Source organism: Solibacillus sp. GQ1 (assembly GCF_059758555.1).
The window spans coordinates 1,515,839-1,530,793 of the sequence record NZ_JCAXEX010000001.1; the positions used below are offsets into that span (position 1 = coordinate 1,515,839).

The 14,955-nt window shown below is 38.0% G+C and carries 16 protein-coding genes; 6 read left to right on the top strand and 10 right to left on the bottom strand.

Annotation, left to right across the window (positions count from 1 at the left end; genetic code table 11):
- Nucleotides 1–63 precede the first annotated feature (63 nt).
- The 4 genes from AC6CH1_RS07605 to rsgA form a co-directional block, all read right to left on the bottom strand.
- The gene (locus tag AC6CH1_RS07605; RefSeq protein ID WP_251687789.1) at nt 64–1,860 is read right to left on the bottom strand and encodes a M3 family oligoendopeptidase; all 1,797 of its coding nucleotides are present in this window, start codon (nt 1,858–1,860) and stop codon (nt 64–66) included.
- Nucleotides 1,861–1,984: 124 nt separating this feature from the next.
- Nucleotides 1,985–3,433 carry a cardiolipin synthase gene (gene cls, locus AC6CH1_RS07610; protein ID WP_251687786.1) on the bottom strand — a complete coding sequence of 483 codons (1,449 nt, stop codon included), beginning with the start codon at nt 3,431–3,433 and terminating at the stop codon, nt 1,985–1,987.
- A gap of 223 nt (nt 3,434–3,656) precedes the next feature.
- A complete protein-coding gene (locus AC6CH1_RS07615) occupies nt 3,657–4,286 on the bottom strand; it encodes a hypothetical protein (RefSeq protein ID WP_498316912.1) in 630 nt (209 codons plus the stop codon).
- Nucleotides 4,287–4,408: 122 nt separating this feature from the next.
- Nucleotides 4,409–5,470 (bottom strand): ribosome small subunit-dependent GTPase A, encoded by a 1,062-nt coding sequence (gene rsgA, locus AC6CH1_RS07620; protein WP_498316914.1) that lies wholly within the window; start codon nt 5,468–5,470, stop codon nt 4,409–4,411.
- 366 nt (nt 5,471–5,836) lie between these two features.
- Between rsgA and AC6CH1_RS07625 the strand changes: the two genes are divergently transcribed.
- The 6 genes from AC6CH1_RS07625 to AC6CH1_RS07650 all read left to right on the top strand — a co-directional run bounded on the left by AC6CH1_RS07625 (nt 5,837) and on the right by AC6CH1_RS07650 (nt 9,228).
- Complete coding sequence (locus tag AC6CH1_RS07625) at nt 5,837–6,352, top strand: GNAT family N-acetyltransferase (RefSeq protein WP_251687780.1); 516 nt, start codon at nt 5,837–5,839, stop codon at nt 6,350–6,352.
- 9 nt (nt 6,353–6,361) lie between these two features.
- Entirely contained in the window at nt 6,362–6,964 is a 603-nt protein-coding gene (locus tag AC6CH1_RS07630) for an FMN-binding negative transcriptional regulator (protein WP_251687778.1), read from the top strand.
- A 133-nt stretch (nt 6,965–7,097) separates the two neighbouring features.
- Complete coding sequence (locus tag AC6CH1_RS07635; protein ID WP_427709766.1) at nt 7,098–7,625, top strand: YceI family protein; 528 nt, start codon at nt 7,098–7,100, stop codon at nt 7,623–7,625.
- Between the two features lie 115 nt (nt 7,626–7,740).
- The gene (locus tag AC6CH1_RS07640) at nt 7,741–8,286 is read left to right on the top strand and encodes a DUF5412 family protein (RefSeq protein ID WP_498316915.1); all 546 of its coding nucleotides are present in this window, start codon (nt 7,741–7,743) and stop codon (nt 8,284–8,286) included.
- A gap of 5 nt (nt 8,287–8,291) precedes the next feature.
- The gene (locus tag AC6CH1_RS07645; protein WP_498316917.1) at nt 8,292–8,963 is read left to right on the top strand and encodes an HAD hydrolase-like protein; all 672 of its coding nucleotides are present in this window, start codon (nt 8,292–8,294) and stop codon (nt 8,961–8,963) included.
- Nucleotide 8,964: 1 nt separating this feature from the next.
- A complete protein-coding gene (locus tag AC6CH1_RS07650) occupies nt 8,965–9,228 on the top strand; it encodes a translation initiation factor 2 (protein WP_498316919.1) in 264 nt (87 codons plus the stop codon).
- Between the two features lie 56 nt (nt 9,229–9,284).
- Here AC6CH1_RS07650 and AC6CH1_RS07655 read toward each other — a convergent pair whose 3' ends face one another.
- The 6 genes from AC6CH1_RS07655 to AC6CH1_RS07680 form a co-directional block, all read right to left on the bottom strand.
- Nucleotides 9,285–9,968, bottom strand: coding sequence for a hypothetical protein (locus AC6CH1_RS07655; protein ID WP_498316921.1), 684 nt, complete (start codon nt 9,966–9,968; stop codon nt 9,285–9,287).
- A 205-nt stretch (nt 9,969–10,173) separates the two neighbouring features.
- On the bottom strand, nt 10,174–10,908 hold the full coding sequence (locus AC6CH1_RS07660) for an alpha/beta hydrolase (protein ID WP_498316923.1): 735 nt from the start codon (nt 10,906–10,908) through the stop codon (nt 10,174–10,176).
- Nucleotides 10,909–10,917: 9 nt separating this feature from the next.
- Nucleotides 10,918–11,703 (bottom strand): ABC transporter ATP-binding protein, encoded by a 786-nt coding sequence (locus AC6CH1_RS07665; RefSeq protein ID WP_498316925.1) that lies wholly within the window; start codon nt 11,701–11,703, stop codon nt 10,918–10,920.
- 15 nt (nt 11,704–11,718) lie between these two features.
- A complete protein-coding gene (locus tag AC6CH1_RS07670; RefSeq protein WP_498316926.1) occupies nt 11,719–12,738 on the bottom strand; it encodes a FecCD family ABC transporter permease in 1,020 nt (339 codons plus the stop codon).
- Nucleotides 12,728–13,738: a FecCD family ABC transporter permease gene (locus AC6CH1_RS07675; protein WP_498316927.1), complete on the bottom strand. Its 1,011-nt coding sequence runs from the start codon at nt 13,736–13,738 to the stop codon at nt 12,728–12,730. Before AC6CH1_RS07675 ends, AC6CH1_RS07670 begins: the two co-directional genes overlap by 11 nt.
- 131 nt (nt 13,739–13,869) lie before the next feature.
- Nucleotides 13,870–14,868, bottom strand: coding sequence for an ABC transporter substrate-binding protein (locus tag AC6CH1_RS07680; RefSeq protein WP_498316929.1), 999 nt, complete (start codon nt 14,866–14,868; stop codon nt 13,870–13,872).
- Nucleotides 14,869–14,955: the final 87 nt, after the last annotated feature.

The window sequence follows — 14,955 nt, forward strand, 5'->3', positions numbered from 1 at the left end:
TTAATAAAAGTATAATAGAACATAAAAAGGGGCTGTGTGTTTTGCACTGCCCCTTTTTTCAACCTATTTCGATGTTAACGCAATAAATTCCTCGACATCTTTTTCGCAAAGTGAGATTCCTTTTAACCAGAAATCTTCTTTCGTAATGTCTTCGCCTAAATGCTTCATTGCCAATTCTTCAACTGTCATGATCGCTGTGTCACGCAACAGAGCCATATACTTCTCTTCAAAGCCTTTACCTTCTTCTTTTGCTTTCGCGTAAATGCTTAATGAGAATAAATAACCAAATGTGTACGGGAAGTTATAGAACGGTACACCTGTAATATAGAAGTGCATTTTTGATGCCCAGAAATGCGGATGTGTTTCCCCTAACCCGCCTGCATGTGCTTCAATTTGAGCTTCTTCCATCAGTTCGTTCAAGCGTTTCGTTGATACAATGCCTTTTTTCCGCTCATCATAAAAACGAGTTTCAAACAAGTAACGCGCATGGATATTCATAAAGAAAGCAACTGAACGCTGAATTTTATCTTCCAGTAACGCAATCTTTTCCTGTTCAGTTGTTGCTTCTTCAACTGCTGCATCTGCAACAATCATTTCTGCGAACGTTGAAGCTGTTTCAGCAACATTCATTGCATAGCGGCGGTTCAATGGATGAACAGGGCGCAGTGCATACGAATGGAAAGCATGTCCCAGTTCATGTGCCAGTGTGGAAACATTTGACATCGAGCCGGAGTAAGTCATGAAAATACGAGATTGCTCTGATAACGGCATTCCTGTACAGAAACCGCCTGGACGTTTATTATCACGGTCTTCCGCTTCAATCCACCCGTCTTCAAACGCTGTACGTGCAAAGCTTTCCATTTCTGAACCAAAGCGGCCGAAATGCTTCAGGATAAACTCAGCGCCTTCCTGATATGACATTGTAGCTGTTGAATCCGTGACCGGTGCATCAAAGTCAAACCAGTCTAAATTCTCTGTACCTAACAGATTTGCTTTATGCTGCAAATAACCTGCAAATGTCGACTTACGAGATGTAATGGCACCCCACATCGCATCGATTGTTTCCTGTTTCATGCGGTTAATTTGTAGCGGCTCTTTTGTTACTGAGTCCCAGCCGCGCTTTTTATAAACGGCTAACCGGAAACCTGCCAAGTGATTTAATGTTTTTGCAAAGAACTCTTCACGCTCTGTAAACACTTTTTCCAATGCTTCAAATGCCGCTTTTCGCACTGTGCGGTCTTTATGCGAACTTAAATTGTTCGCTTGTCCAACTGAAAGTAATTTCTTTTCGCCGTCCACTTCTACTTCCACTTTAATATCGCCGATCAGCATGTTATAAAGCTGTCCCCAAGAACTGTATCCATCAACACCTAAAGCTGAAATTAGCGCTTCTTCTTCTTCGGATAATGACTCTTTCGATTTTTCGCGCCATTCCGTTAAGATGAATTCGAATTGAGCCAATTCTTCTGTCTGCAATAATGCTTCGAAAGTTGACTGTTCGATTTTACCCAATTTCTGATTGAAGCTTTCCAGAATCGGCGATGAATTTGCCGCTATCCCTGATAATTGGCCTTGCAATAGTAATGCATCACGATCCGTCGTGTCTTGTGCAGTTAAGCAAGAAAGCATCGCCCCTGCCTGGGAAATATGCAGCATTACTTCTTTGATGCTTTCCAATACGGATTGGATTTCTAATGCAGCATCACTATTTTGAGGTACTTCGAATTTGTCAATTTTCTCTTTTAATACTTCCAGTTTAGGTGTCAAACTTTCAATATGCTCGATTAATTGTGGAGATGCACTACCACCAGGGAAAAAAACATCCAAATCCCAAACTTCAGGATATTTAACATTTACCATTCTATTACCTACTTTCTGAATTGTAGTTCAATTCTTATTTTACTAAAAAATAAGTTATAATGCTCGAAAATATTTCGGATTTAGAAATAAAAAAGCTAGCCTTTGTAATCGGCTAGCTCTAGCATTATAAAATCGGTGATAATAAACGCGAAACGGATTCCCGAATTTTCGTCCAAGTTTTGCGTGCGTCGTATTGCTCCTTCGTTAATTCAAAACTTTCCTTAATATCTGCTTCGAACAGCTCTCTGCATTGTATCGCTAAATTTGCATCATATAGAATGGCGTTAATTTCAAAATTCAGGCTAAAACTTCGGACATCTATATTAGCCGTACCAATTGTCGCCACTTCATCGTCAATGACAATCATTTTTGCATGAAGGAAGCCCTTTTTATAACGGTATACTCGACCGCCAACTTCCAATAAGTCGCCGCTGTATGCTGAATTGGCTCCATATACGAAAGCATGATCGGTTACTTCGGGCGTCATTATGCGCACATCAACACCTGATGAAGCAGCAATTTGAACCGCATGCATAAATGGTTCGTCCGGTACAAAATATGGTGATTGAATATAAACATACTTTTTGGCACTTAAAATCATTCGGATATAACTGTTTTTAATTGATTCAAAGTCCGTATCAGGACCGCTCGACACAATTTGAACAGGTGTGTCTGCATCTACGGTAAACGTCGGGAAGTACCTTTGTTCGATTTCAGTCAACTCTTCTTTTCTCGCCTGGTACCAGTCAAATAGAAAATGAGCCTGCATATTATAAACAGAATTACCTTCGATTCTCAAATGCGTATCGCGCCAATACCCGATATCGTCATCCAGACAGGCATATTCATTCCCGACATTAAACCCGCCGATATATCCGACCCTTCCGTCAATAATAATAAGTTTCCGGTGATTCCTAAAATTAATACGTGGATTAAACAGCTTAAAATACGATGAAAAATACGCTTCTACCTGCCCACCGGCATCCGTTAATTTTTTCAGATCCTTTTTGCGTAATGTACGTGAACCTAAATCGTCGTACATCATCTGCACTTCAATGCCCTCTTTCGCTTTTTTGACGAGCGCATTGAAAATACTTTTACCGACATCATCCATTTTATAGATGTAGTACTGAATATGAATGGTCTGTTTTGCATTTTCGATATCTTCTATGACCGAACGGAATTTTTCTTTCCCTTCCGACAGTATTTTGACATCATTTTTTGAACTCAATAAAGAATGGTTATAATCGACGTTCATCTTAATTAAGGCTTCATGCTTTTTTGTAATAGCATTCGGAAAATCGTATGTCCCTTCTTCCAACGCATTCTTTTGATCCTGGAATGATTCCAGTGTTTCCTCCTGCTGGACCGCATGCCACCTTACAAAATGTTTCTTCTGTAAATTCCGACCTATTAGTAAATATAAAATAAAACCAAAAATCGGTAAGAAAAAGAGTACAAATAACCAAGCCCATGTAGATGATGCGCTTTTTCGGCTGATGAATATTAATACGAGGGCAAACAATATGTTTAATACAAATAAGGTGACGGTTAAAATACCAGTGACTGTCATGAAATTCATCTCTTTTCATTATTTAATTATTAAGAGAAAGCAACTATTAAATGTTATAAATTACTAGTTTTTTCTACTATTTTACTATTCCCTGTAAATCTGTATTTAAGACATGCAAATGCAGATTTTAAAGGAATCGATTCACTTTCCGGGTGAGATTTGGAACTACAGTGAAAATGAAAATACCGCTTACCTGATAAGTAAGCGATAACATGGTTCGATACTATTTTCCCCACTCATGTTCCTGTTTGGCCTTCTTCAAACTGAAATATAATGAGTAACGTTGTAATCCTTTAGCACCCTCAATTGCTTTCGCTGCGGACTGATCAAATAACTCAATGTTATTTTCTGCTAATGCTAATTGGGCATCAACCGCATCGTTCATCCACACCCTCTTTAATGGGTAACTTTTTGCCAAGTCTCGATTACCTAATAACGCTGCAATACTGGCCTTTCCATATAGACCATTTGGTGTATCCAGCAGTTTATCTGCAAATTGCTCCGCACGTTCAAAATCATTAAGACGGAGTGCCCGGTTCATTTCATATGTATGTTTAATAACAGGTTGCTTGTAATGTGCGATAATGCGATCCATAGCCCCGATTTCCTCTTCTTTTGTCCCGTTTTCTACGACAAGGATATAATTCAGCATTGGGTCTTTTTTATGCTTTTCGATGTATTTTTTTATTTTCAACAGATTCGTCGAAGCAAATGCAATGTAATACATATAGCCGATGGAACAAAGTGCAAATAGGACAATAATAGATATACTTACAGAGAATGGCCAATCCAACATAGCACTGATTAGCCCTACTGTTACCCCTAAAATAATGACATAAATCCAGTTAATCAATTTTTCACTTCCTCTTCATTACTTCATTCATTATAGCTCAATCTTCATTACAATCAATGACTGTTCAAATTTCCCGGTTACATAAAAAAGCAGATGCACAAAATAAGTGCATCTACTATAAATTATCTCATTTTCTTTATGCTTTTTGATAGTTGCTTCCATTTACGTTTTTCAGCAAGCTGGGCATCCGTATTCGCCTTTTTCTCAATATAGGCAAGTTCCCGCTGCAGTTTAAAAAAGCTCGTCAATCTTGCAGCATCAAGTTCTCCTTTTTCAACTGCCTGCAATACAGCACAACCGGGTTCATTTTTATGCTTACAGTCGCGGAATCTGCAGTTTTCTGTAATCTGTTCAATATCGGAAAAACTTGCAGTTAGACTGTCCCCCTGATCCCAAAGCTGTAACTCCCGCATTCCAGGAGTGTCAATCAGGCAAGCACCGGATGGTAAAACAACAAGTTCCCGGTGTGTCGTCGTATGGCGACCTTTTGCATCATCTTCACGGATTGTCGACACTTTCATTTGTTCTGTGTTTAATAAAGCGTTTGTAAGTGTTGATTTCCCTGCACCGGAAGAACCGAGTAATGCGGCAGTTTTCCCTTCAGTTAACAGCGCATGTAATGAAGCGATTCCTTCACCAGTCTGCGCACTCACCGTCATAATATCCACACCGAAAGCAACCGATTCGATTTCTTTTAAATACGGTGTGACATCCTCGCATAAATCCGCTTTCGTTAATACAATAACCGGTGTTGCCCCTGAATCCCATCCAGCAACTAAATAGCGTTCTAAACGGCGTATATTGAAGTCATCATTTAAACTCATAACAAGTAATATGAGATCAACATTTGTTGCCACAATTTGTTCATCGACTTCTAGACCTGCCATTTTTCTTGTGAATTTGGATTTCCGATCAAATAAGTGATGAATAATGGCACGTTCTTCTCCCGGCATTTGTTCAATAACGACAAAATCGCCTACAGCCGGGTAATCTTTTCTTGAAAAGGCGTGGTATGCAAAGTTTCCGGATACCGTTGCCAAAAATTCGCCCTGTTCTGTCAGGACACGGTAAGAGTGTTTATGTTCGAGTATGACGCGTCCAACAAGCTTTGTCGTCATATCAATCGATAATATTTGTAGTTGTGTTTCAAAAAATGCTGTAAAACCTAATTGTTGTAAATTCAATGGAATTGCCTCCTAATGGTGTATGGTAGTATTTTTGTTTTTTAGGCAACAAAAAAACCTTATGATAGCAATTTTGCCGTCATAAGGTTTCATACGCACAGTTAAGAAGCGTGACTCTTCTCTATTAGAAGGCACTTTTGTGGCGAATGTCATATGACAGGCATAATTGCATTGATTCAATCTCATGTAATTTAGTCATATTCATCACCATCTCTCTCCATTAATTATTCCAACTATAACAATAGATAGAATGTTTTGTCAATACTTTCCTCAACTATAATTTACCAAATTTTCGGTTTACATCTCTTTAAAAGATTGGGAAAATGTAAAGCGAGGGTTAAACGTAAATATTAAGGAGTTATTATAATGAACATTCAACTAATACAATGTACTAACGAAAATTTAGACGCTTTACAAACAATCAGCCGGGATACGTTTTACGAAACGTTTCATGAGCAAAACAGCGAGGAAAGTATGACGGCTTATTTGAACACAGCTTTTTCAGCAGAAAAACTGACAGCTGAGCTTGAAAATAAACACTCACTATTTAAGTTACTGTTTGTAAATGAAGAGCTGGCAGGTTATTTAAAGGTCAATACAGATGAAGCACAGTCCGAACTGTTAGGGCCGGACACTCTGGAAGTGGAACGAATTTATATTTTAAGCTGTTTTCAGAAACTCGGTTTAGGGAAAGTATTGATGGATGATGCGATCAAACTGGCCAATGAAATGAATAAAAACAAAATATGGCTCGGTGTGTGGGAAAAAAATATGAACGCCATTGCGTTTTATGAAAAAGCGGGCTTTGTAAAAACAGGCTTCCATTCATTTTTCATGGGTGAAGAAGAACAAAACGATTTTATTATGACAAAACATTTGTGAGGGAAAATGATGTATATTCCAAAGCAGTATCAGTTAACAGATGAGCAAAAGATTCATAAGATTATTAAAGAATATAGTTTTGCGACAGTTGTTTCCATTCATCAAGGGGTACCGGAAGCCACTCATTTACCGCTCTTTTTAAGTGAAGATAGCAAGTTTCTTTACGGCCATTTTGCACGTGCCAACACACAGTGGAAAGATATTCTCAATCAACAGGTGCTCGCGGTTTTTAATGGCCCCCATAGCTACATCTCCTCTTCCTGGTACGAAACAAAAGATTCAGTACCAACGTGGAACTATGTATCTGTCCATGTAAAGGGGTTTATCGAAATGATGGAGGACGAGGAAGAAATCCGGAGATCTCTTCACCATTTAATTGAAAAGTATGAAACTCCGAATAGCTCCTATGATGTAAATGATGTTGACTCCAAATATATGACCGGCTTATTGAAAGGCATTGTGCCGTTCAAATTACGAATAAGCTCCATTGAAGCTGCGGCAAAATTGAGCCAAGGTCATTCGAAAGAACGCCAAAAACTTGTCATCGATGAATTACTAAAACGGAATGACGGTTTTGATGAAATTATCGCTAAATTAATGCTGGAAAATTAACACATTATAAAAAGTTGGAATTATTTAAATAGTCTTATATTTTAATTGACACCTATACCCTAATATGGTAAATTTATCTCGAATTCAAGGTAAAGAATTTCTTGGGTTTCATAATAGTTGGGAGGAATTTATCATGGCAAAATGGCAAATCGATCAGGCACACTCAACAATAGGTTTTGAAGTCAAGCATATGATGGTGTCGAAAGTTAAAGGTCAGTTTACGAATTATTCAGCGGATGTAGAAGTTGATAATTTAGAAGATTTAACATCGGCACAAATTGAAATTACTATCGATACGACAAGTATTAATACAAATAATGAAGATCGTGACAACCACTTAAAATCAGCGGAATTCTTTGATATTGAGCAATTCCCTGACATTAAATTTAAATCAACAAGCATCACAAAAGACGGTGACGACTATAAAGTCTCGGGCGATTTGACAATTAAAGATGTAACAAAACCGGCCGTATTTGATGTGGAATATGGCGGTAAAGGAACTAATCCATGGGGTGTTGAAGTTTACGGTTTTGAAGCGGAAACGAAAATTGACCGTGAAGAATTCGGCCTTACATGGAATGCTGCACTAGAAACAGGCGGCGTTTTAGTCGGCAAAGATATTAAAATTAAAGTAGAACTTGAATTAAACCCAGCACAATAATTATTCATGAGCAGCCGTAGCTATTTTGGAAACGGCTGTTTTTTTGTGCAACTTCCCATTTTATATAGCGTCAAATATTAAAACATTATTTTCCAGTTAGTTAAGAGGTGCTTTTTTGCGGAATTTTTGGTCTGCCATTACGATCTTCAGTTTATGTATTGCTTTTATCGGGGTTTGCTTTTATTTGATGAGTACAACATTATGGACGTTTTCCTATACAACACTTATTGTTGTTGCCCTTCTTTTTGTGCTCATTATATATGCACTACGGCAGGAATATAAACAATTGTCACGCTTAAAGAAAGTGGTTGCGTTTTTCGTAAATACTATCTCCATTTTATTTGCATCGTTTATTATTTTATTTTTCTCTTTAAAAATTGTTGTCTATTCATTTGGCGGGACTGAACATCTGTTTACATCCTATTCACCGAATATGGACTATTCATTGGATTTTTATGCTTTCGATGCAGGAGCAATGGGATCATTTGGTATCCGTGGAGAACTTGATGGTCCTTTTGGATTTAAGAAACAGGTTTATTATGAAAGACATGCCGAAAAAGCGAATATTCAATGGCTGACTAATGAGATTGTCGTTATTAATGGACACGAAATCAATTTAAAAAACGGAGAATCATTCGGCTATAAAATTAATACGAGGTGAAGTTAATGCAAACAGCAATTATATTTGATATGGATGGCACTTTATTTCAAACAAATCTTATTTTAGAGCCGGCGCTCGAGCGTACATTTGAGTATTTACGTCAAAATAATCTTTGGTCAGGTGCTGCTCCTATCGAGCAATACCGAAAAATAATGGGTGTACCGCTTGAAGTCGTTTGGAAGACGTTGTGTCCCGATCATTCCGATAAAATTCGTGAAAAGAGCAATCATTTTTTTCAGGCATCACTTATTGAAGAAATCCGACAAGGTAACGGTGCCCTTTACGAAAACGTATTGCCGTCACTTCAATCGTTGAGTGAATCTTACCCATTATTTATTGCCAGTAATGGCGAAACGGCTTATTTACAAGCAATTATGTCTACTTATAATTTAGAACGTTGGATAAAGGGATGCTATAGTATTGATATAATTCCATCAAAAAATAAATCCCAACTTGTTGAACGAATAATAATGGAACAGAATATAGTCAGCGGTTTTGTCGTTGGTGACCGCGCATCCGATATTAACGCAGCGATTGATAACAATTTAATAGCCATTGCAGTGAACTTTGATTTTGCCCAGCTTGCAGAAATAAAAAAAGCCCATCATATCGCTGAACAATTTCCTCAAATAATTGACATTATAAACACCTATCGAATACGTTCAGTGGGGGGATAACATGTTAAACTCGACAAGAAATTCGGATTTGCTTAAATTAAGCAGTATATTTGCGCTCATTGGACTACTATTAATTTTTTTTAACGGACGAATTGCCAATTCACTTAGCTCTATTTGGATACAGTCTCTTGGTGGTATGTCAGATACGAATGAATACATATTTATTAAAACAAGCTATGCCAATGCATCTCTTGTTGTCGGCGGGATATTATTGAGCATCAGTTTAGTCGCAATGCTATTCAGCTGGTATCAGCTTAGAAGCTAAACAAAAAAGCATCGATTTTAAATTCGATGCTTTTCGTGCGTATAATGAGATGAAATTTATTTGTTATTACTTTTATATTTTTCATGCACTAATGTTTCCTGAACCGGTTCGTCAGGTATACGATTGTACGATTCTTTCTCGGTCTCAACATTCATTTCTTGTTGCTGATTGCCTTCTACGTGACTGCGTTCATTATAAGATTTCATCACTTCGTCATTGCGTTCATCTGGTAAACGGTTATAGGACTCTTTTACGGTTTCAACAGGTTTGTCTGTATGTCCGTTCCCTTCCACATGACTTCTCTCATTATAATTTTTCATATCTTCATCATTACGTTCATCCGGCAAACGGTTATAGGACTCTTTCACCGTCTCGGCGGTTGTATCCTGCTTAATGTTATCTTCTACATGGCTTCGTTCATTGTAGTCTTTCATTTTTGCTTCATCACGCTCATCCGGTAAGCGGTTATACGATTCTTTATTCGTTTTTAGGCTTTTTTTTTCCTCGTTCCCTTCGACATGACTGCGTTCATTATACTTCTCCATTTTTTTATCATCACGCTCATCCGGTAAACGGTTAAACGATTCTTTATTCGTTTTAAGCAATAAATCATCTTTCATTGATTCGTTTTGTACATTTACATGATTCGTTTCATCAAATTTTTCTACTTTCTCGTCTTTACGTTCATCAGGTAAGCGGTTATATGATTTTTTATTTGTTTCAGATTCTTTGTTTCCCATTTTGCATTCCTCCTACTATATCCATGTAGCTAACGATGTATGAAGCGTGATAGTCATCTCTTCCCGTAAACAACTACATAAAAACATGTTGAACAAATGGCCCGCTGTTTTATTTAATATAAAAGGCGGTTCTATGGATTTGAATTAAACTAAAAGAGTTCAATTAGTTATAAAGTAGCCGGTTCGTTCCACCTGCTTAATTCATTTAATCATCTGATTTAAAAAAGCGCAAAACCCGGCTCATCGTAGTTGGAATGACAGATGCGTGATTTTCGCTTTCTGCTATATAAAATTCAAAGTTAATCCATTTCTCAGAAGCCATTGCAACAAATTTCTGCGCATCATCAACCATATCGCCCTCTTTACCTCCGACTCCTATGAATATGGGTGCTTCAATAGGATTTTCCACTTGTCGAATTGTCCGAAAAAGCTCATGATTATTCCACCAAATCGATGGACTTAAAGCTACATATTTATGAAAGCTATCCGGATAAATCAAATAACTCCACAAGACAAATAATCCGCCTAACGAGTGTCCATACAGCGATATTTTCTGATCGTCAACTGCATATTTTTCCTGAAGCATCGGTACAATTTGCTGCAAAATAAAATCCAAAAATTGTACTGCTCCTCCAGCCGGAAGCTCCTGCATCACTTTCCCCCTGCGAACAGGAAAATGATAATGAACTGCCGGTGCCGTGAAATCATAAAATCGCTGTTTTGTAATATCCTTATCATCATGGCCGATACCAACAATAATTGCAGGATCAACTAATGTTTTTTTCCTGTTTCGCAACTGCATTGCCATTGTTTCGTACATCAGTTTACTGTAGCGTGTTCCATCCAACACGATGATTAACGGAAACCCTTCTGCGGGAGGTATTTCATTCGGTACGTAAATGTCCAAAATATAAGAATAGCCATTGTACTTTGATTGCATTAACTTCACCTATTTCATTAAATTATATGAAAAACAGACGGGTACCTGATGTTCATGATCAACCATAATCTTAGCATCAATCTGGAATACATTTTTTAATATGTCGGCTTTCATTATTTGTACGGGTGTGCCTGTATGAAGCACTTCCCCCTTTTTCATCGCGATCAGTTCATCTGAAAATCTTGCAGCATGATTCAAATCATGGAGCACCATAATTATCGTACAGCCAAACGTTCTATTGAGTTGCTGAACTATTTCAAGCACTTCCAGTTGATGTGCCATATCCAAGTATGTCGTCGGTTCGTCCAACAATAAAATATCGGTCTCTTGCGCCAAAGCCATCGCCAGCCACACACGCTGCCGTTGCCCACCTGAAAGTGCTGCGATTTCCCGATTTTGGAATTCCAAAGTATTTGTGACCTCCATCGCCCAATTGATTTTTTCGTTGTCTTCTTTCGTAAGTCGTCCAACATTTTTCCGGTGAGGATAGCGTCCATACGAAATAAGCTCATGTACTTTCAACTGTCCTGGTGCTGCCGGAGACTGTACGAGTAATGCCAGCTTTTTTGCGATTTCCTTAGTAGACATCTTATTCATGTTTTCATCCTGCAGAAAAATTTCGCCACATTCCTTTTTTAATATACGGCCGAGTGTTTTTAATAAAGTAGATTTACCGCAGCCATTTGGTCCGATAATCGTCGTAATCTTACCTGTTTGAATGCTCACATTTAAATTTTCGATAATTCTTGAATTCTCATAACCTGTCGTTAAACTTTCAACTTCAAATGCATACAATATATCTCACCCTTTCTATTTTACAAGTAAATACAGAAAATACGGAATCCCGACAAGTGATACGACTATCCCAACCGAGAGCTCTACAGGTGAAAAGACCGTTTTTGCTACATAGTCTGAAAACACAAGCAATACAGCCCCTATAAAAAGACTTACCGGCATCATATAGCGATGATGAATACCGACTAGCTGTCTTGCGATATGCGGTGCCATTAAACCAATGAACCCTATGCTTCCCGAAACTGAAACACAGGCACTGACAAGTCCGACACTTGCAAGCATTAGTTTGATTTTTTCTTTCTCAATACTAATTCCAAGACTAGTTACCGTCTCTTCCTCCAATTGAAAATAGTCGAGCAAATAGGTTTTCCGGTAAATATAAACACCTAAAATAATCAGCCATGGGAGCATTGCATTGACAAAATACCAGTTGGAATTATAGATCGAGCCATTCATCCAAATAGCGGCTGCCTGATAATCCCCTTCATCCATTTTCAGTGACCAGAATAAAGTAACTGCACTAAAGCCGGTGTTAATGGCAATCCCTGTTAAAATCAGCCTTTGCATATCCATTCGTCCATGTTTATATGAAATGACCAATATTATTGCTGCAGCTATTGCTCCTCCTACAAAACCAAAAATCGGAACTATTAATATTTTTACAAGGCTGTTTATTTCCACACCAACAAGTTCCACATGGAAGAAAAACATGAAAATAACAATTGCACAGCCAGCACCGGCGTTAATTCCGATAATTCCCGGATCAGCAAGCGCATTTTTTGTAATCCCCTGAAGTACAACGCCAGCCATCGCAAGGCCCATACCGACAAGTGCAGCCGTAATGATTCTAGGCAGCCTAAAATCAAAAATGACTAAATCAAATTGTTCTGTTGAATCAATCCTCAGTAAAGTTTTAAATACTTCAGGTGTCGTCATCGTGAACACGCCACTTGTTAAATGGATATACATTGCAAATAAAAGCGTAAAAAACAGTGTGCCCATTATAAACAGCCATTTTGTTTTATTAAGCGGCATATTTTTCCCCGCCTTTACGTCGTATTAAATATAAGAAAAACGGTACCCCGATTAATGCCGTTACTACTCCAATCGGTGTTTCAAATGGAAAATTGATGTACCGGCTTAAGAGGTCACAGCCTGCAAGGAAAAAGGCACCCATAACAGCCGAACAAGGAATGATTACACGATAGTCGACGCCCACAAGCATTCTTACAATATGAGGTACGACTAATCCTACAAAAGCAATTTTTCCAACAAGAGCTACAGCAGTACCCGTCAAAATAGCAACAGCTAACATACTCAATACCTTTACTATTCTTGTGTTTTGCCCCAATCCGACCGCAACATCTTCGCCAAGTGCTGTAATTGTCACAGCGCGCGCCAATGAAAGTGCCAGTATTAGTCCGATCATTCCAATTGGAACACATAAATAGATTAATTCCATTTCTACCATATGTACTTTCGAGTTATACCACATTGTAATCGTTTGTGAAATTTGATGATACATCGCAATTGCAGTTCCGATGCTGCTTATAAATGTACCGATTACCGTACCGATAATTGCCAGTCGAACTGGAGATAGCCCGTTTTTAATTATGGATGCGAAACCAAATACAAGTGCACCGCCAAAAAGTGAACCTAGCATAGAAAGGAGGACTAAATTAAAACTTGAAATCCCTGGCAAGAAAACAAAGGCCATCGTAATGAAAAAAGCTGAGCCGTCCGTTACGCCCATAATTGATGGAGACGCAAGAAAATTTCGTGTAATCCCTTGCATAATTGCACCTGCTGTTGCTAAAAATGCACCGACACATAAAACAGCGAGCGCTCTTGGTAACCGACCAGACCATATGATTTGGTGATCTATATTTTCTTTGTCGTAACGGATAAATGCATCATTAATAGTTTCAAGAGAGATTGATTTTGTACCCATCGAAATCGACATGATTGTCACAACAACAATCAGAACAGGCATTATTGTTGAAAATAAAATGAAATGCCGGTATGAAAAATTCAAAAATATAGGCCTCCTTTTATTGATTAAATGAAAGAGGCTGCCCGGAAAAGCCTTTCCGGTACAGCCCTTTCACAGAAATATTGTACAGTCTGTTCTACCTTCTCTGAAGCTGTCTATTGAATAATTCGTAATTATTTTAATACGTTTTCATTAAATGCTTTCAGGAAGTTAATTTTTGACCAAGCTGTTCCTCCCTGTGCCATTGCATCTATAAGATTAACATGTACATTATTTGTTTTAGCAGCAGTTGTACTGTTAAATATGGGATTATCTAAAATCTCTTGTAATAACTCAGGAGTATCCTTATTTTCATCATCAGCAAATTGAAGGAAAATCATATCCGGGTTCCACTCTGCCAATGTTTCATATGTAATCGTTGTTTGTGCTTCAATTGAATTCAATTCTTCTGGCACTGAAAAGCCAAAATCTTCATAAATAGAAGGGTTTAAATATACTCCTGCTGGATAGACCGACAAACTGCCACGTACACGGATGATAACAACCTTTTTATTTTTCAGCTCACTGTTGGAAATCGATTCTTTCGTACTGGCTAATTGCTTATCATAGTCATCCAGTGCTTTCTGTGCTTCTGATTCTTTGCCGGCTAATTGGCCAAATAATAATAAATTTTCTTTCCAGTTTGTAGAAATATGAGAATAAGGGAATGTCGTTGCTATTTTGTTGTAATTCGACATTTGTGCTTCATCCCATTTGCTCGTTCCTATAATTACATCAGGGTTTAAAGAAAGCATGGCCTCTGTACTCGGTTCTTTTTTGGACCCGACAACAGTTGCTCCTGCCAAATCCGCCTCCAAGTATTTAGGAATTGACGTGCCATCAGTAGAAATAACACCTGCAGGCTTTACACCGAGTACTGCAGCATCTTCCATCGCTTCCAGACTTGCTGTAATAATTGTTTCCACATTATCAGATACTTTGTAGTCGCTTCCTAAATAAGATATTTTTTGTTCTGTTGCTTCATCTGCAACAGGTTTTTCTTCATTTGAAACTTGTGCTGTCTTATTTTCTGATTCAGCTGCAGATGACGAATCCACCTCTTTATCCGCATTGCATGCAGCAAGCATTAATGCAATTGCCCCTGCACTGATTAATGTACGATATTTTTTCATCATTTTTCCTCCCGCTTAACCGATAATGATTATCATTATCGTCTTATTTACAATGTCGATAATATCAAACGGTTGTTTTTACGTACA